Consider the following 16,912-nt stretch of genomic DNA (forward strand, 5'->3'; position numbering starts at 1 on the left):
GCGTGAGAGGAAGGAACGAAGAGAGGAGTCGGGCTACCGACCGCAGGACTCACTCAGACCGGCGTCGTCCCGCTTACAGCGGGTAGTCGCGGGGTTCGTGCTGGAGGGAAATCCACTTGTCCTCGGTGATTTCGTCGAGGAAGGCGTCGCTGTTGTAGGTGCCGACGCCGGACGCCCCGATGCCGCTGAACGGGACGTGCGCCTCGTCGTTGATGGGCTGGTCGTTGACGTGGACGTTGCCGGTCTCCATCCGGAGGGCGATTTCCTTGCCGGTGGCGAGGTCGCCGGCGTGGACCGATCCGGAGAGGCCGTACTCGGTCGCGTTGGCGAGTTCGACCGCCTCGTCGACGTCCGAGAACGGGATGACGGGCGCGATGGGGCCGAAGTGCTCGTTGCAGGCCGCGGCCATGTCGTTGGTCACGCCCGAGAGGACGGTCGGCTGGACGACAAGCGAGTCGTCGACGCCGTCGAGGTCGGCCGTCGAGCCGCCGGTTTCCAGCGTCGCGCCGGCGGCGACCGTCTCCTCGACGTAGCCCAGCATCTCGTCGCGCTGGGACTCGTCGATGATGGGGCCGACGACCGTGTCGTCCTCGTGGGCGGAGCCGACGGGCAGCTCCGCGGCCCGCTCGGTCAGCTTCTCGACGTACTCGTCGTAGACCGACTCGTGGACGATGTGGCGGTTGATGGAGATACAGACCTGTCCCTGGTGGACGAAGCTCCCGAAGACCGCGGCGTCGACCGCGCGGTCGACGTCCGCACCCTCGGTCACGACGTGGGCGTTGTTGCCGCCGAGTTCCATCGCGGGCACGGCGAGGTTCTCGCCGGCGATGCCCGAGACGCGCTTGCCGACCTCGGTGGAGCCGGTGAACGCCACCACGTCGCTCTCGGGGTGGCCGGCGACGCGGTCACCGATTTCGGAGCCGCGGCCGGTGACGACGTTGACGACGCCCTCGGGGAGGTCGGTCTCCTCGAACAGCTTGGCGAACAGCAACCCGCCCGTGATGGGGGAGTTGGTCGAGGGCTTCAGTACGACCGCGTTCCCCGCGGCGACGGCGGGCGCGACCGCCCGCATCGACAGGTTCAGCGGGAAGTTCCACGGCGAGATGACCGTCACCACGCCCTTCGGGTTCTTCTGCACGATGTTCTCCTTGCCGGGGATGTTGGAGGCGACGTGCTCGCCACGCATCCGACGGGGCAGCGTCGCGGCCTCGCTCGCGTGGTCGGAGGCGATTTGGATGGAGGTCTCGCCCATGATGCGCGAGCCGCCGACCTCGTGTGCGAGGAGGTCGATAATCTCGTCTTCGTACTCGTTCAGCGCCTGGAGGAACTGCTCGACGACCTCCTGCCGCCGCGCGGGCGGCGCTTCGGCCCACGATTCCTGGGCTTCGGCGGCCGCCTCGTAGGCGGCGTCGACGTCGGCCTCCGTCCCGCGAGGGACGTGCGCGACCGTCTCGCGGGTCGACGGGTCCTCGACCGCGATGCTCTCGCCGCTCTCACTTTCGGTCCACTCGCCGTCGATGTACAGCGCGTTCCAATCGGCGTCGGTGGCGATGTCGTCGACCATGTGCAGTCGTGAGTTGGGGACGGCGGGATAAATGGGGCCGTAATGGGGAGAACTGCTCGCGTTACAACAACCTCAAGAGCCTCTGTCCCCGCGGCGCGCGAGGCGCGGTGACAGTATGGACGTGTCGAATGAAAGCGTCGTACACAACGACGACGAGGAGGAGACGACAGACCGCCGATGAATATATGTTTTTTAACAGAAACGGGTTCCCATGAGGCGAACCAGGGCGCTGACGATGTATCTCATCGTTCCGTGTCTGCTCTACGCTGCCGCGTTCGTAATCGTGGTAACTCAGTTTTCGGCTGTCATCGAAACCAGCACGCTGCGGCAGTCACACACGATATTCGCAGCGATTATCGCGGTCGTTCTGCTCGTGAAAAGAGACGAACTGTCCGCCGAGAGGTGAGCGCGTTCCGCTCGGGGTGCGTGCTGTACTGCGTCACGAATCAGAATCGTCCGCCGAGTGCGAGGCGTCATCCGTACGCCTCAAGTTTGCCCATTCGACGGCGAGTCGCCGTTCCGCGAAACATCCGAATCGGCACCCACCTTCTTTACGGAGCGTTCCGTGGTCGCGAACAGAGGACTCGATGACACCGAAACAGGGTGGACATACACCGCTTTCTCCTCGCGCGACGCGAGCGTTCGAGCACCTTCGGCCCCTCGTCGCTGACCGCGACGCCGGGATGCCCGTGGCGGACGCGCGCCAACGAGTTCGCTCGGCGGGTGAAGACCCCGCGGCCGTCGACGAACTCCTGAACAAGGGCTATCTCTACGAAGTCGAAGGCGACGTGTTCGTGACGTGAGCGCTGCCGCGCCGGCCTGACCGGACGCGAAGGCGGACCGCCGAACCGGACGCGACGAAGTGCGAGGCCGCGCCGACCGCGACCCGCTCGCGGGAGTCGGGTGCGACTATCCTGTGACACGCGAAGATTTTCGGCTATATAGCTCCCGTGCGACTCGTGAGACGCACATATCCGTCACGAGAATCGAGAGGAGCCACGAGATACTTACACCGCGAGCGAGACGTGCGGGGTGCATCATGAAGAAGGTCCTCGCACGAATCGGAATCGGCAACGCGACCGTCGATACCGTCCTCCCCTCCGATACCGTCCGCCCCGGCGAGACGGTCGACGCAGAGGTTCGCATCGAAGGCGGGTCGGCGGAACAGGAAATCGGGAAGGTTCGGTTCGAGCTGGAGACCCGCTACCGAACCGACGACGGCTACCGAGAGGTCGATATCGCGCAGTACACCCTCGCGGAGAGCCTCACTGTCCAACCGGACGAACAAGAGACACGGGACGTGTCACTCGACATTCCCCACGGGACGCCCGTCACACTCGGGAACGTCGACGTGTGGGTCGAGACCGAACTCGACATCGAACTGGCCGTCGACCCCGAAGACAAAGACTACCTGAACGTCCAGCCGACGCCGCGGCTGCAAGCCGTCTTCGACGCGCTCGACGACCTCGGCTTCTCGCTGCACACCGCCGAGTGCGAGGCCGACCCCCACGGCGTGTTCACCTCGTCGCGGCGCTTCGTCCAAGAGTTCGAGTTCCGACCCACGTCGGGTCCGTTCGCCGGCGATGTAGACGAACTCGAAGTCGTGCCGCGACCGGACGAAGACGCGCTCGAACTGTTCCTCGAAGTCGACCGCCGCGGCGGCGTGCTGAGCGAGCTCAGCGACTTAGACGAGCGGACCGTCCAGACGACGGTTCGGACCACCGACGTGAGCGACGTGCGCGACGAGCTGGAGTCGCTGATTCGCGCCAACGCCTGACGGCGGCGCACGGGACGAATTACCCCAACTCACTTCCGGCGACCCAACGTTTTTGCGTCGATTCGGCGTATCTCTGCCGGCATGACGACACTCGAAGACATCGACCTGGACTTCGTCCCGTTCGGCGAGACGGGCCTCCAGACGAGCGAACTCCAGTTCGGGACGTGGCGGTTCGGCAAGAAGACCGAACAGGGCAACGTCGAAATCGACGAGGAGCGCGCGCACGAACTGCTCGACGCTTACGAGGCGGCCGGCGGGCGCTTCATCGACACCGCAGACATCTACGGCGGCGGCGCGAGCGAGCGCTGGATCGGCGACTGGCTCGAGGACCGAGACCGAGAGCGCTTCACCATCGCGTCCAAAATCTACTGGCAGATTCGCGACGGCGACCCGAACAGCCGCGGGACGAACCGGAAGAACGTCCGCCACCGCATCGACGCCCTACTCGACCGCCTCGACACCGACTACGTTGACGTGCTCTACATCCACCGCTGGGACGACGAGACGCCCACGCGCGAGATGATGAAGACGCTCAACGGTCTCGTCGAAGACGGGAAGGTCCACTACCTCGGCGCGTCGACGCTCCGACCGAACGCCTGGAAAGTGGCGAGGGCGAACGAAATCGCCCGCGCCGAGGGCTGGGAGCCGTTCACGGTCGCACAGCCGCGGTACAACCTCGTCGACCGCGAAATCGAAGGGGATTACTTGGAGATGACCCGCTCGTACGGCATCGCGGTCTGCCCGTGGAGCCCGCTCGGACAGGGCTTTCTCACCGGAAAGTACACCCGCGAGGACGGTCTCACCGGCGAGTCCCGCGCCGCGGAGTCCAGCCGATTCGAGGAGTCGTATCTGACCGAGGAGAACTTCGACGTGCACGACGAACTCGATGCGGTCGCCGGAGAAGTCGACGCGACGCCCGCGCAGACGGCGCTCGCGTGGCTCATGCACCGCGACGGCGTCACCGCACCCATCGTCGGCGCGCGCACGGTCGAACAGCTGACCGAGAACCTCGAAGCCGCGACCATCGACCTCACGGACGAGCAGGTCGACCGCCTGACTGGGGCGAAGCCCGACCCCTACGCGGGGCTCTAACGGCCTATTTGGGCAGTATTACACGCCCTCGCGAATCGTCTTGTAGAGGTGCGCGAGCGTCTTCATCCCCGGCGCGTTCCGTTCGAGGGAGTAGAAGGGGTGAAGTTCGGGGTTAAACTTCGCCTTGTATCGGTTGATGCGGCGGTTGTTCGCGCCGACGAGGTCGTAAGTCGTCCGCCCGCGGTCCATCGCGTCGCGCATGATGCGCCAGTCCAGCAGGTCGTTGATGGCGAGGTCTGAGTCCACGTCGGCCCGGACGCCGCCCTGCCACCGCGACACCGTCTCCTTGTAGTCGACGGCGAGGATTCCGCCGGCGAACTCGCCGTCGATTCGGAGGACGTAGGGGCGAATCTGTCCCTCGGGAAGGGTGGCGTAGAGGTCCCTGACGAACTCCGGCGACGACCGATAGGAGATGCCCTGCGCTTCGTAGCGCGAGGCGACCTGTTCGACGATGCGCGCGATTGCTTCGGGGCCGCCCTCCTCGATGGTGTACGCGTCGTCGGGCGCGTTCCGGATGTTCGACCGGGCGTCGCTGCTGAAGCTCATGAACACGTCGTCGACGCCGGGCGAGAGGTCGACGTGGTAGGTGTACTGCGGCGTTATCGCGTAGTCGTTCCACGAGAACGCCCTGAGGTCGTCGTACCGGCCGTCGAGTCGGATGTGGGCGTAGCGCGGCCGAATCTCGTCGCGGACCCATGCGAGACAGTCGTCGATGAACTCGTGGTGTCGGCCCTCGCGCTTTCGCTGTTTCATGTGGTCCATGTTCAGGAGGACCGGACCGAGGTACGCGACGCGAAGCTCCGGCGGCGGCGAAAACACCGTCGCTATCGGCCCCTTGTTGATTCGGAACACCGGAAACAGTCCGACGACCTCCTCGCCTTTTCGTCCGACGAGCGGAACCAACTCCGCGCCCGCGTGCGCCGCCTGAATCTCCAGCGCGTCGTACTGATGGAACGCGTTGCCATGCGGTGACTGTTCGACGAACGCGTCCCAGCCGTGGACGTCGTCTCCAGTCGCCCGCCGAACCTCGATACTCATGAGTAAGGTGCCTGAACTGTCGCGTCAGCCCTCTTTGTTATGCGCCCGTTATGCGGGTGATTTGACCCGCTTCGGACGGCTCACAACCGCATCACGGCAGTCGTTAACGGCAAATCTCAGATAAGAATCCGACGACGGTGCAAACGTTCGCGGGTCGGAAGTCGACGAGTCGGGAGGAAGCCGTCAAAGCGGGGACTACCCTCGCGTTTGTAACGCCGGGTCGAAGCCACCGTTTTACGCGGTGAGACCGAACTTCGACCATGGCCGGTCTCTCCGAACGCGCCGCGTCGCTCGTGACGAGCGAACCGCTCATGGCGCACCTCGCGACCAGCGTCGACGACCGCCCCCACGTCGCGCCCGTCTGGTTCGACTACGCGGCCGACCGCGGGGTAATCGAAGTGCTCACCACGGGCCGAAAGCTCGCTAACATCCGCGAGAACCCGCGCGTCGCGCTCTCCATCCAGAAGGACGAGAAGGGACAGGCGCAATGGAAGGTGACGGTTCTCGGAACGGCCACCGTCGTCACCGACGACGACGCCCTGCGAGCCGCCACGCGGCGAATCAATCGGAAGTACGGGGCCGATGAGTCGGCGTGGCCCGAAAACGAGTTGGTCCGCATCTCGGTGGGGACCGCGACGGTCAGCGAGTACTGAAGTCGTTCAGTCGGACGACGGCGCGTCAGTTTGGCCGTCGTCGAACCGCCGAATCTCCCGCGAGAGCCGCCCGAGGTCGAACCCGGCGTCCGCGAATCGGGCGGCGACGAGCGACGCCGCCGTCGACACCACGAACGCCCCGCCGAAGGAGGTGAGATACAGCGGGTCGGCCGCGGGGAGCAGGCCGCCGACGACCGGAATCGACGTGATGACGCCGCGGAGGTCGGGGAAGAACGCGAGGCCGACGGCGAGCCCGGTGAGACTGCTCGCGAGCGCCCCGAGGCCGGTGATTCGCGTCGAGTACAGCCCGTAGACGAGCGGGAAGGCGACGGCCGCGCCGAGCAGGTCAGCGAAGAAGAACAGTCGGAGGACGCTCTGAGCACGGAGACTGACGTAAATCGCGGCGGCCGCGACGGCGATGGTGAGCGCCCGCGACCCGAGGGCGAGGCGGCGGTCGCTCGGCTCCGCGAGCAGGCGGGCGAGGTCCGCGGTCACGAGGCTCGAAAGCGCGTTGAACAGCGTATCGATGGAACTCATCACGAGCAGGAGCGCGAGGAGGACCGCCGCGAGGACGAGCCACTCGGGGAACGCCTCGCCGAGGAGAACGAAGAAGGCGGCGTCGGCGTTGTAGCCCGCGCTCGCGGGGTCGGTGACGACGGCGGCGTTGCCGACCGCGACGACGCCGAAGAAGGCGGTGACGAACACGATAGCTCCGTTGGCGAGCGCCGCGGTCCGGAAGCTCCGCCCGACCGTCTCCGACGAGTCGGCCGCGTAGATGCGCTGCCACCAGGTCTGGTTGATGAGTTCCGCGCCGAGGATGGCGAACGCGAGCGCGAGGCCGAACTGGAGGCCGGCGACCGCCCCGAGGTCGAGGAGCGCGGGGTTCGTCGCCGTGATGCCGTCGATGGCGGCGGCGGGGCCGCCGAGCGCGACGAGTGCGCCGGCGAACGCGAGCAAGAGGAGCGGGATGACGACGACCGCTTGGACCGCGTCGGTCGCGATGCTGGCCCGGAGGCCGCCGTAACTCGTGTAGAGCAGGACGAAGCCGCCGACGAGGAGCGCGGTCTGCCACTGCGGGACGCCGGCGACGAGCGAGAGCGCGCCCGCGATGCCGGTCAGTTCGGCGGCGAGGAAGATGAACATGTAGAGCGCGCTCACGAGGAGGACGAAGGCGTACATCGCGGTCCCGTATCGGGCGTGGGCGTACTCGGTCAGCGAGTGGCCTTCGGGGATGAGTTCCCGGATTCGCGGGCCGAGGCGGGCGTAGACGAGCATCGGGACGGCCTCGCCGACCGCGTAGCCGACGACGGCCGCGATACCGAAGCTCGCGCCCGCTTCGGGGGCCGAAAACAGCACCCAGACGCCCATGACGGACGCGACGAGCGTCGACGTCGTCCGCCGGCTTCCCGCGGAGTCGCGGGCGCTGATGAGGTCCTCGACGGAGCCGACGCGACCCCGGGAGAACCACACGCCGACGCCGGTAAACGCGACGAGCGTCGCGACGGTTAGCCCGAGCGCGACGGTCGAACTCACCATCGGTCGTCACCCGGTCGGGACGAACCTCGGCCCAGTTCGTACGCCTCGTCGAAGAACGCGACCTCCAGTTCGACCGTGCGACGGAACAGCTGTTCGAGCCGCCGTTGTCGGCGCGGCGAGGCGGCCGCACCCTCGCGGTCGAGTTCGGTTCGGAGCCACTCGACGAACGACGCGAAGTCGTCGACTGCGTGGAGGTCGACCCACTCGGAGAGGTAAAATCGAGACGGGGAGTCGTCAGCGTCGGCCGCGGCGGTCGCCCACGACAGGTAGACCCACTCGGCGGGGACGAGCACTGCCAGCGTCTCGGCGTACCCGCCCTGCCCCGCGGCGCGTTCGAGGAGGTCGATGAAGGCGCGCGTCGTCGGCGTGGTTTTCGGCTCCGAGTAGACCGATTCGGGCACGTCGAGCGCGTCGAACGCCCGCAGGAAGTAGTCGTCCTCGTCGTCGGTCAGGACGCCGAGAAACGAGACGAGTTCCGACTTCGACGACATCGTCGGCGCGGTGCCGACGGCGTGACCGAAGACGCCGACGAGCGTCTCCACGAAGGCGTAGTCCTGCACGAGATACTGCCTGAACACGTCGTCCGCGAGTTCGTCGGCGGCGAGTTCCCGCGTCAGTCGGTGCGCGGTCGCGTCGTCCCACGACTCGCCCGCGCGGTCGCGGAGCCAGTCGGTAAAGCGCGGGTCCGACCGCGACGCGGCGAACTCGTCGTACGTCTCGGGGGCCGGCTGGCTCTCACCGGGCGAGCCGACCGAGTCCGACGGGTCGCCGTCGGTCATAGCGGCCACTCCTCTTGCCGCCACGCGGCGTCCCAAAACAGGTACTCGTACTGCGCCGACGTGCGGAACAGGTCGCGGTAGCGCTCGCGGTCCGACTCGGTCGCGCTCGCGGCCACGTCGTCCATGAGCGCCTTACACCAGTCGGTGAGTTCGGTGAACTCGTCGCCGGCGTACATCTCGACCCACGCGGCGTACTGGTCGTGGTCCGGGACACCCGCGTCCGCGAGGCGGCGTCCCGTCTCGTTGAACCCCCACATGCAGGGGAGCAAGGCGGCGACGATATCGCCGAACGAGCCGAGCGTCGCGGTGCGAACGAGGAAATCCGTGTAGGCCCGGGTCGTCGGTGACGGCGTCGTGGCTTCGAGTTCGTCGGTGTCGATGCCGAACTCGGCGGCGTAGCTCCGGTGGAGGTCCATCTCCTCGTTGACGGTCGATTCGAGGAGGCTCGCGAACGTCCCCATCGAGTCGAGCGTCGGGGCCTTCGCGGCACCGAGCGCGAAGAGACGACTGTACTCGACGAGGTAGACGTAGTCCTGCCGCACCCAGTAGCGGAACGGCTCCTCGTCGAGGCTCCCCTCCCCGAGTCGGACGACCATCGGATGGTCGAGGATGGCCGACCAGAACTCGTCGGCCTCGTCGTGAATCGTGTCTGTGAACGCCATAGCGAGTAATCGAAGAAGACGCTGAAAAGAATTATGATGGGGTAGTATTCATTAGTTATTCGTGCGGGAGAGCGGCGTCTCGGACCAGCGTATCGGATGTGTTCAACGGGGTCGCCACCGTTCGACGGTTTCTAAGTCCGGACTGTGTTCCAAATCCGGACTGTTGTCCGGTCGACGGCCGATTAGCCGCCCGGTTGTCCAGTTGTCCGGTGGTTAACGGGGAGAAACGACCCCGGTAGTTTAAGGCGAATGAGTGTCAACTATTTCACAAGATGTCGCAGGTGAACGCCATCGGGTCCATCGAGATTCAGAACGTCGTCGCTTCGACGGAAGTTCCGGTCGAGCTCGACCTCGAACGACTCTCGCTCGACATGAACGGGACCGATTACGACCCCGAGAACTTCCCCGGACTCGTGTATCGGACTCGAAATCCCAAGTCGGCGTGTCTCGTCTTCCGGTCGGGCAAAGTCGTCTGCACCGGCGCGGACAGCGTCGACGACGTGAGTACGGCCATCGAAACGCTGTTCGACGAGTTCACCGAACTCGGAATCCCGATTCCCGACGACCCGGATATCACCGTCCAAAACATCGTTTCGAGCGCCGACCTCGGGGCGGCGCTCAACCTGAACGCGTTGGCTATCGGCCTCGGTCTCGAAGCCGTCGAGTACGAACCCGAGCAGTTCCCCGGACTCGTCTACCGCCTCGACGAACCGAGCGTCGTCGTCCTCATGTTCGGGAGCGGGAAAATCGTGATTACGGGGGCGAAGCGGGTTGGCGACGCCGAAGCAGCCCTCGAAACCGTCGACGATGACGTTCGCGAACTCGGACTACTCGGGTGAGAACTCGTCGGGTGCTCGGTCGGCGGTGAGCGACGGGGTGTTGCCCGACGTGTTGGCGTGGTTGGGGGGTAGTGAACTGGAAGCCGGCAGACCGGTCACGGATTCGTTGTTCGTTGTTTGTTGTTGGATTTTGTGCTGCTTTGTTATTTTGTTGTTGTTATTATTTTGTTGCTGTTGTTTTATTGTTTTTTGTTGTGTTGAGTAGTAGAACTAGTAGTCTAGCTACTAGTGATAGTGTGATGTCGAGATACCATGACTACTCTTCGAGGACCGGGTGTCACTCACGAGTAGACCATCTGTCCTCGGGAACACACACACCCCTCGCGTTTGTAACGGCTACGCCAGTCCCTAGGGAGATTCGACACACCCCCCTCGCGTTTGTAAATATAGGGGCAAAATCAACCGATAACACCTCACCCGTCGGCCCACCCCCCACGCCGATTCGCGTTACATTCGCGAGGGTGGTGTGTCTGCACTGCCCCTTTCACCACTCGACGTTACAAACGCGACGGTACTCCCCCGTTCGATTACAAACGCGAGGGTGGTCTCTCGGAGGCCGAGTTACAAACGCGAGTGTACCCCCCACCGACTGTGTCTTCCTCGTGACCGCCTCTGCCGTTACAAACGCGAGGGTGGTGTCTGACGGTCTTACTTGCGCGATACTACTCGTTGATCGTCGAATCCAAAACCGGGTCCGAAGTGCCGTTCAAACGGCCGTATTTGTCGCTGTTACAAACGCGAGTCCACCCCTTCACATTTATTACGGGTGAGTATGAATACCGAACTCACATGACATCGGACGAGAGCGAGGGTGGGACCCGCGACCCGCTGTTCCGCTATGACCAACCCATCTTCGCGAACGAGGATATCCTCAAAATCTCTCATCTCCCCGGTCCCGACAAGATTGTCGGCCGCGACGAGCACATGTCGAAAGTCGCACAGGCGCTCAACCCCGCCATCTTCGGACGCGAACCGACCCATCTGTTCATCTTCGGCAAGACCGGGTCGGGAAAGACGCTCACCGCTCGCCTCGTGAGCGAGCGACTCCAGCACGAGGCGGTCCGCGAGGACGTCGACGTCCGCATCGCCGTCATCGACTGCGGCGAACAGCACACCGAGGCCTCGGTCATCAAGACGCTCGCCTCGCAGGTCAACGACCCGTCGAAAAGCGGGATGACGATTCCCGAGCGCGGGCTGTCGACCGGCGACTACTACAACCGCCTGTGGCAGGTGCTCGACACCTGTTCCGACGTGACCATCGTCATCCTCGACGAAATCGATATGCTCCGCGACGACGAGGTGCTCCGAAAGCTCTCGCGCGCGGGCGAGAATCAAAAGATAGTGGACTCGCGCATCGGCATTATCGGCATCTCGAACAAAATCGACTACCCCGAGGAACTCACGGAGCGCGTCAAATCGAGCTTCGCCCACGACGAACTCGTCTTCCCGTCGTACGACGCGAACCAACTCCGCGAAATCCTCGAAAACCGGAAGGACGCGTTCAAGCCCGGCGTCCTCACCGACGACGTGATTCCCCTCGCGAGCGCGCTCGCCGCCCAGGAACACGGCGACGCCCGGAAGGCCATCGACATCCTGCGCAACGCCGGCCGAATCGCGCGAAACGAGAGCGCCGAGACCGTCACCGACGACCACGTGCGGGCGGCCAAGGAGAAAAGCGAGGCCGACCGCTTCAGCGAACTCCTCGAAGGGACCGCCACGCAGTCGAAGGCCGTCCTCTACTCGCTGGTCCTCCAGACCGGCGGCCGGAAGACCGCCGAGATTACGACGAACAAGATTTACCGACAGTATCTCACCGTCGCCGACGACCTCGACATGGACCAACTCTCCGAGCGCCGCGTGCAGGAACTCCTGCAGGAACTCGACTTCCTCAACGTCATCCAGTCGGAGGTCCGCGGGCGCGGCCGCGGACAGGGCGTCCACGGGACCCACCGCCTGCTCGAGGACCCGGACATCGTCAAGCGAGTGCTCCTCCGGGACAGCCGTATCTCCACGCTCGAATAGCGACGCACGGCACGCGACGCCTGCGTCCGCACGGGTCTCCGATGCTGTCGGCCGCGTCGGAAAAAAGCTACCGCACGAACCCTTAACACACGTCCGTCTCTGTCGATAGACGACCGAAACCATGGACGAAGAGTTACGCTCGTTGCTTACGAGTCTCGTCGAAATCGAGACGGAGAATCCGCCGGGGGACGAGGCGGCGGCGGCGCAGTTCGTGTCCGACTGGCTGGACTCCCGAGGCGTCTCGGCGACGCTCGTCGAGGAACCGTTCCCCGACCGACCGCAGGTCGCGGCCCGCGTCGGCGACGGCGAACCCTCGGTCGTCCTCAACGGCCACCTCGACGTGGTCCCGGCGGGCGACCGAGACCAGTGGACCCATCCACCGTACGACCCGACCGTCAGAGACGGCAGACTGTACGGTCGCGGGAGCGCGGACATGAAGTGCGGCGTCGCCCTCGCGATGCTCGCGACGGTCGAGTTCGCCGACGCGTTCGAGTCCGGAGCGCTCGACGGCTCGCTCGTGTTCCACGCCGCCGTCGGCGAGGAGACGGCCGAACCGGGGACGAAGACGCTCCTCGAACGCGGCTACGACGGCACCTACGGCGTCGTGCTCGAACCGACGGCGTTGCGGACCGCGACGAGCGCGAAGGGCCTCGGCTGGTACGAGATTTCCGTCGGCGGCGACCCGTCGCACGCGAGCCGGCCCGACGAGGGGGACAACGCGATTGGGAACGCCCGGCCCGTTCTCGACGCGCTCGAAGCGTACGACGAGGAGATTCGAGCGCGCGCCGACTCGCTCGTCGGTCATCCGACCGCGACCGTCACGCGGTTCGAGGCGGGGACGAAGGAGAACGTCGTCCCGGAGAGCGCGACCATCACGGTCGACAGGCGGTTCGTCCCCGCTGAGACAGTCGAGGAAGTCGACGCCGAAATCGACGCGCTGCTCTCCGACGTGGCGGCCGAACACGACCTGAACGTCGAGTGGACGCGAACGCGAGTCTACGAATCGGCGGCGGTTCCGACCGACAGCGACATCGCGGCGCGCTTTCGGGACGCGGCCGCCGAGCGGGCGGATATCGACCCCGAGCCGTGGGGGATTCGGGCGGCGACCGACGTTCGGAACCTCGTCAACGACGCCGGGATGGACGCGATTACGTGGGGGCCGGGGTCGATGGCGCAGGCCCACGCCTACGACGAGTACATCGAACTGTCGGAGGTCGAAGCCGGGTACGACATCCTCCGCACGGCGCTCCGCGGGCTGTTCGAGGCCGGCGCAGACTGACACCGACTGTCGGCTGACGGGCTGAAAAAACGTGACGCCGCGTTCGGCTATTCGACGAGTTCTTCGAACCGCTCGACCGCGGCGCTCGCGACCGCCATGTCTTCGGACACCTCGCCGCCGCTGACGCCGACGGTCCCGACGAGTTCGCCGTCGACTTCGAGCGGATAGCCGCCGCCGAAGACGACGAGTCGATTCTCGTCCGTCGTCTGGAGGCCCCACAGCGACTCGCCGGGCTGGCTCCCCTCGGCGAGTTCGTGCGTGGGCATCTGCAGCGCGGCCGCCGTGTACGCCTTGTTTCGAGAGATGTTGACGCTCGCCAGCCACGCGTCGTCCATTCGGTGCTGTGCGATGAGGTTACCCTCCGGGTTCGCGACCGTAATCACCATTCGCAGCCCCATCGACTCGGCTTCCGCTTCCGCCGCTTCGATGAGTGTCTTCGCCGTCTCGAGATTGATTGCATCGGACATATCGCTTCGTCGAAACCGGTCTCGACGGCCCTACTTATACGTGCGCCGCGGGTCTCGAACGAGCGGCCGATTTCGCTCTTCTCTCCCGATTTCGGGCGTCTGAGTGACCCTCGAACGACGCTGACGGGAGAACAACAATTATTGGTTATCTTATACTTATTGTCAACCCTCGGAATCGGGTCGAAGACGCATCGAGAAGACGTTCGGTTCGAGGCGAACCGACCCGATAGCCGGTCAGTCGTACAGCGGGTACTCGGCGGTTAGTTCGTCGACCTTCTGGTCGACGAACCCCTTGACCGACTCGTCGTGCGGCGCGTCGACGATTTCGTAGATGAGGTCCGCGACGGTCCGGCAGGCCTCCTCGTCGAAGCCGCGGGTCGTCAACGCGGGCGTGCCGGCGCGAATCCCGCTCGGGTTGAACGCCGAACGACTCTCGCCGGGAACCGTGTTGGCGTTGAGGACGATACCGACCTCTTCGAGCGCCGCTTCCACGTCCTTGCCCGTCGTGTCCGGGTGCGACGGCCGGAGGTCGACAAGAACTAAGTGCGTGTCAGTCCCCCCGGAGACGAGTTCGAGGCCGCGTTCCTGTAACCGCTCGCCGAGGGCGGCGGCGTTATCGACGACCTGCGAGGCGTACTCCTCGAACTCGGGGGTTAGCGCCTCGCCGAAGCCGACGGCCTTGCCGGCGACGTTGTGCAGTATCGGTCCGCCTTGGAGGCCGGGGAAGACCGCGGAATCGACGTCGTCGGCGTGTTCCTCGTCGCACATGATGATGCCGCCGCGACCCGACCGAATCGTCTTGTGGGTCGAGCCGGTGACGAAGTCCGCGGTGCCGACGGGCGACGAGTGTTCGCCCGCGGCGACGAGGCCCGTGATGTGGGCGATGTCGGCGAGGTGGTACGCGTCGACCGAGTCGGCCGCGGCCTGTACGCGCTCCCACTCGACCTCTCGCGGGTACGCGGAGTAGCCCGAGATGATGATGTCCGGGTCGAACGCCTCGGCTTTCGCGGCGAGTTGGTCGTAGTCGACGTAGCCCGTCTCGGCGTCGACCTCGTACTGTTCGACCTCGTACGTCTTCCCCGCGACGTTCACCGGGTGGCCGTGGCTCAGGTGGCCGCCGTGGGTCAGGTCCAAGGAGAGAATCTTGTCGCCGGGTTCGAGCACGGCGAGGAACACGCCCATGTTCGCCTGCGAGCCCGAGTGCGGTTGGACGTTGACGTGGTCGGCGCCCCAGAGCTCCTTGGCGCGGTCGATGGCGAGCTGTTCGACCTCGTCGGCGTACTCACAGCCGCCGTAGTACCGGCTCCCCGGGTAGCCCTCGGCGTAGTTGTTCGTCAGTTCCGAGCTTTGGGCCTCCATGACCGCCTCGCTGACGTGGTTCTCGCTCGCTATCATGGCGAGCGTATCGTTCTGTCGTTCGCGTTCGCCCGCCAGCGCGTCGGCGACGGCCGGATCGGTCTCTCGAACGGTGTCGTAAGGCATCGTGGGTGCATCTCGACTCTGCGGTATAACGCTTCGCCGTCCCCCGAGACGAGGCCGGCACGCCGAACCAGAACCACAACGTGACAGGACGCGCACGTTCTGTGTTCGGGTCGATGAGCGCGGTGAGTGCCGCTTGGATATCTTCGAAAGATATCCTGAATTGGGTTCGCTCACGGCCGAAATCGACGTATTACGTGTTCAGTTCTCACCGAGACGAGTACCCACCGGCGATAGCTCTATATTGGAACTTCGTCACGTCTCTCACATACCGTGCCAAGAACTATCACAGACCACGGAACGTCCCGGAACCGAGGGGACACGCGCACGCCCCGGCGAGCCGTTCGGCCGACCGCCGAGGTGAGCCGCCGATGAGTGAGGTCGAGTCCCTCCCGGTGCAGTACAGCGACATCGAGCGCGCGAGCGAGCGACTCGAAAACGACCGCGTCGTCAAGCGGACGCCGATAGAGCGGAGCACCTCGCTCGGTGACCTCGTCGGCGCGGACGTCTACCTGAAGATGGAACACCTCCAGTGGACGGGGTCGTTCAAGACGCGCGGTGCGTACAACAAGATTCGACAGGATACCGACCGCGGCATCGACGAGTTCGTGGCCGCGAGCGCCGGCAATCACGCGCAGGGCGTCGCGCTCGCGGCGACCGAGTGCGGGGCCGACTCCACGGTCGTGATGCCGGAGAACGCCCCGCAGACGAAAATCGACGCGACGCGCGACTACGGCGCGGAAGTCGAACTCGTCGGCGAGGACTTCCAGGAGACGATGGCGTACGCCCAGTCGCTCGCCGAGGAGTCGGACGCCGAGTTCGTCCACGCGTACGACGACTGCGACATCGTGGCCGGACAGGGAACGCTCGGCGTCGAGATGTACCGCGACCTCCCCGAGATGGACACCGTGGTCGTCCCCATCGGCGGCGGCGGGCTCATCTCGGGTATCGCCACCGCCATCAAGCACCACGACCCCGAGATTCGCGTCGTCGGCGTGCAGGCTGAGGGCGCGGAGACGGTCCACGAGAGCCTCGACAAGGGCGTTCCCGTGACGCTCGACGACACCAACACCATCGCGGACGGCATCGCCACCGGCGGCATCTCCGAGTTGACGCTCCGAACCATCGAGGAACACGTCGACGAGGTCGTCACGGTCTCCGACGGGGAAATCGCGGAGGCGATTCTGCTGTTGCTCGAACGCGCCAAGCAGGTCGTCGAGGGTGCCGGTGCCGCCTCCGTCGCCGCCGTGCTGAGCGACGACCTCGACGTCGAGGGCGAGACCGTCATGCCGCTTCTCTGCGGGGGCAATCTGGACATGACGATGCTCCAGACGGTGCTCGTCCACGCGCTCACCAGCCGTCGCCAGACGCTCCGTCTCCGGGTTCGAATCCGGGACGAACCCGGCGAGATGGCGCGACTCTCCCGGCTCATCGCCGACCGCGACGCGAACATTCACGACGTTCGCCACGTCCGCGCCGTCGACGCCCTCGACGTCGGCGAGGCCCACCTCCTGTTCCGCATCGAGACCAAGGGAGCCGAACACGCGGCGGCCGTCGTGGACACGATAGAGGACGCGGGCTACGCGGTCGACGACGTTTCGGAGCCGAGCTAGCGCCCGGTTCCTCGGTTTCGACCGTTCTCGCAGCCGAATCTCGAATGCCTCTCGATTTGACACGACGTGTGAGATGCGGCGGGACGCGGCTTGAACGACGAACGCGCTGATG

General features: G+C 65.4%; 16 protein-coding genes. 9 read left to right on the top strand and 7 right to left on the bottom strand.

The features are described from left to right. Nucleotides 1-73: 73 nt before the first annotated feature. On the bottom strand, nucleotides 74-1,564 hold the full coding sequence (locus tag DEQ67_RS18655; protein ID WP_115861441.1) for an aldehyde dehydrogenase family protein: 1,491 nt from the start codon (nucleotides 1,562-1,564) through the stop codon (nucleotides 74-76). 211 nt (nucleotides 1,565-1,775) lie between these two features. On the opposite strand from DEQ67_RS18655, the gene DEQ67_RS18660 reads away from it, so the two are divergent. From DEQ67_RS18660 to DEQ67_RS18675, 4 genes are all read left to right on the top strand, one after another. After that, the gene (locus DEQ67_RS18660; protein WP_115861443.1) at nucleotides 1,776-1,970 is read left to right on the top strand and encodes a hypothetical protein; all 195 of its coding nucleotides are present in this window, start codon (nucleotides 1,776-1,778) and stop codon (nucleotides 1,968-1,970) included. Between the two features lie 181 nt (nucleotides 1,971-2,151). After that, entirely contained in the window at nucleotides 2,152-2,367 is a 216-nt protein-coding gene (locus DEQ67_RS18665; RefSeq protein ID WP_049897149.1) for a hypothetical protein, read from the top strand. A gap of 236 nt (nucleotides 2,368-2,603) precedes the next feature. Then, the gene (locus DEQ67_RS18670; RefSeq protein WP_004041160.1) at nucleotides 2,604-3,341 is read left to right on the top strand and encodes a sporulation protein; all 738 of its coding nucleotides are present in this window, start codon (nucleotides 2,604-2,606) and stop codon (nucleotides 3,339-3,341) included. An 81-nt stretch (nucleotides 3,342-3,422) separates the two neighbouring features. Continuing rightward, nucleotides 3,423-4,433, top strand: coding sequence for an aldo/keto reductase (locus tag DEQ67_RS18675; RefSeq protein ID WP_115861445.1), 1,011 nt, complete (start codon nucleotides 3,423-3,425; stop codon nucleotides 4,431-4,433). 18 nt (nucleotides 4,434-4,451) lie between these two features. Here the strand turns inward: DEQ67_RS18675 and DEQ67_RS18680 are convergent, their stop codons facing one another. Continuing rightward, a complete protein-coding gene (locus DEQ67_RS18680; RefSeq protein WP_006600047.1) occupies nucleotides 4,452-5,471 on the bottom strand; it encodes a lipid II:glycine glycyltransferase FemX in 1,020 nt (339 codons plus the stop codon). Between the two features lie 260 nt (nucleotides 5,472-5,731). Here DEQ67_RS18680 and DEQ67_RS18685 point away from each other — a divergent pair, with 260 nt between their 5' ends. Beyond that, nucleotides 5,732-6,124: a pyridoxamine 5'-phosphate oxidase family protein gene (locus DEQ67_RS18685; RefSeq protein ID WP_004041157.1), complete on the top strand. Its 393-nt coding sequence runs from the start codon at nucleotides 5,732-5,734 to the stop codon at nucleotides 6,122-6,124. A 6-nt stretch (nucleotides 6,125-6,130) separates the two neighbouring features. On the opposite strand, the gene DEQ67_RS18690 is transcribed toward DEQ67_RS18685, so the two are convergent. From DEQ67_RS18690 to tenA, 3 genes are read right to left on the bottom strand one after another with little or no spacing between them, the layout of a single operon-like run. After that, complete coding sequence (locus tag DEQ67_RS18690) at nucleotides 6,131-7,660, bottom strand: sodium:solute symporter family transporter (protein WP_115803605.1); 1,530 nt, start codon at nucleotides 7,658-7,660, stop codon at nucleotides 6,131-6,133. Further along, nucleotides 7,654-8,439 (bottom strand): TenA family protein, encoded by a 786-nt coding sequence (locus tag DEQ67_RS18695; protein ID WP_115861623.1) that lies wholly within the window; start codon nucleotides 8,437-8,439, stop codon nucleotides 7,654-7,656. The genes DEQ67_RS18690 and DEQ67_RS18695 overlap by 7 nt, the downstream gene beginning before the upstream one ends. Continuing rightward, entirely contained in the window at nucleotides 8,436-9,101 is a 666-nt protein-coding gene (gene tenA / locus DEQ67_RS18700) for a thiaminase II (protein ID WP_004041154.1), read from the bottom strand. The genes DEQ67_RS18695 and tenA overlap by 4 nt, the downstream gene beginning before the upstream one ends. A 272-nt stretch (nucleotides 9,102-9,373) precedes the next feature. On the opposite strand from tenA, the gene DEQ67_RS18705 reads away from it, so the two are divergent. From DEQ67_RS18705 to DEQ67_RS18715, 3 genes are all read left to right on the top strand, one after another. Beyond that, nucleotides 9,374-9,940: a TATA-box-binding protein gene (locus tag DEQ67_RS18705; RefSeq protein WP_004061821.1), complete on the top strand. Its 567-nt coding sequence runs from the start codon at nucleotides 9,374-9,376 to the stop codon at nucleotides 9,938-9,940. A 789-nt stretch (nucleotides 9,941-10,729) separates the two neighbouring features. Beyond that, nucleotides 10,730-11,962, top strand: coding sequence for a Cdc6/Cdc18 family protein (locus DEQ67_RS18710; protein ID WP_004041152.1), 1,233 nt, complete (start codon nucleotides 10,730-10,732; stop codon nucleotides 11,960-11,962). Nucleotides 11,963-12,083: 121 nt separating this feature from the next. Next, nucleotides 12,084-13,241: a M20 family metallopeptidase gene (locus tag DEQ67_RS18715; RefSeq protein ID WP_115861449.1), complete on the top strand. Its 1,158-nt coding sequence runs from the start codon at nucleotides 12,084-12,086 to the stop codon at nucleotides 13,239-13,241. Between the two features lie 47 nt (nucleotides 13,242-13,288). On the opposite strand, the gene DEQ67_RS18720 is transcribed toward DEQ67_RS18715, so the two are convergent. Further along, on the bottom strand, nucleotides 13,289-13,708 hold the full coding sequence (locus DEQ67_RS18720) for a GlcG/HbpS family heme-binding protein (protein WP_004041150.1): 420 nt from the start codon (nucleotides 13,706-13,708) through the stop codon (nucleotides 13,289-13,291). Nucleotides 13,709-13,942: 234 nt separating this feature from the next. Beyond that, nucleotides 13,943-15,190 carry a serine hydroxymethyltransferase gene (glyA, locus tag DEQ67_RS18725; RefSeq protein WP_008608059.1) on the bottom strand — a complete coding sequence of 416 codons (1,248 nt, stop codon included), beginning with the start codon at nucleotides 15,188-15,190 and terminating at the stop codon, nucleotides 13,943-13,945. 368 nt (nucleotides 15,191-15,558) lie between these two features. On the opposite strand from glyA, the gene ilvA reads away from it, so the two are divergent. Then, a complete protein-coding gene (gene ilvA / locus DEQ67_RS18730; RefSeq protein ID WP_004041148.1) occupies nucleotides 15,559-16,800 on the top strand; it encodes a threonine ammonia-lyase in 1,242 nt (413 codons plus the stop codon). Nucleotides 16,801-16,912 lie beyond the last annotated feature (112 nt).

The organism is Haloferax sp. Atlit-48N (assembly GCF_003383015.2).
Lineage (GTDB): Archaea > Halobacteriota > Halobacteria > Halobacteriales > Haloferacaceae > Haloferax > Haloferax volcanii.

Bases quoted from the DNA above. Each gene is read 5' to 3' on its own strand.
- DEQ67_RS18720 (WP_004041150.1), bottom strand. From the start codon at position 13,708: ATGTCCGATGCAATCAATCTCGAGACGGCGAAGACACTCATCGAAGCG.
- DEQ67_RS18705 (WP_004061821.1), top strand. From the start codon at position 9,374: ATGTCGCAGGTGAACGCCATCGGGTCCATCGAGATTCAGAACGTCGTC.
- DEQ67_RS18675 (WP_115861445.1), top strand. From the start codon at position 3,423: ATGACGACACTCGAAGACATCGACCTGGACTTCGTCCCGTTCGGCGAG.
- tenA (WP_004041154.1), bottom strand. From the start codon at position 9,101: ATGGCGTTCACAGACACGATTCACGACGAGGCCGACGAGTTCTGGTCG.
- glyA (WP_008608059.1), bottom strand. From the start codon at position 15,190: ATGCCTTACGACACCGTTCGAGAGACCGATCCGGCCGTCGCCGACGCG.
- DEQ67_RS18670 (WP_004041160.1), top strand. From the start codon at position 2,604: ATGAAGAAGGTCCTCGCACGAATCGGAATCGGCAACGCGACCGTCGAT.
- ilvA (WP_004041148.1), top strand. From the start codon at position 15,559: ATGAGTGAGGTCGAGTCCCTCCCGGTGCAGTACAGCGACATCGAGCGC.
- DEQ67_RS18660 (WP_115861443.1), top strand. From the start codon at position 1,776: ATGAGGCGAACCAGGGCGCTGACGATGTATCTCATCGTTCCGTGTCTG.
- DEQ67_RS18685 (WP_004041157.1), top strand. From the start codon at position 5,732: ATGGCCGGTCTCTCCGAACGCGCCGCGTCGCTCGTGACGAGCGAACCG.
- DEQ67_RS18715 (WP_115861449.1), top strand. From the start codon at position 12,084: ATGGACGAAGAGTTACGCTCGTTGCTTACGAGTCTCGTCGAAATCGAG.
- DEQ67_RS18665 (WP_049897149.1), top strand. From the start codon at position 2,152: ATGACACCGAAACAGGGTGGACATACACCGCTTTCTCCTCGCGCGACG.
- DEQ67_RS18680 (WP_006600047.1), bottom strand. From the start codon at position 5,471: ATGAGTATCGAGGTTCGGCGGGCGACTGGAGACGACGTCCACGGCTGG.
- DEQ67_RS18695 (WP_115861623.1), bottom strand. From the start codon at position 8,439: ATGACCGACGGCGACCCGTCGGACTCGGTCGGCTCGCCCGGTGAGAGC.
- DEQ67_RS18655 (WP_115861441.1), bottom strand. From the start codon at position 1,564: ATGGTCGACGACATCGCCACCGACGCCGATTGGAACGCGCTGTACATC.
- DEQ67_RS18710 (WP_004041152.1), top strand. From the start codon at position 10,730: ATGACATCGGACGAGAGCGAGGGTGGGACCCGCGACCCGCTGTTCCGC.
- DEQ67_RS18690 (WP_115803605.1), bottom strand. From the start codon at position 7,660: ATGGTGAGTTCGACCGTCGCGCTCGGGCTAACCGTCGCGACGCTCGTC.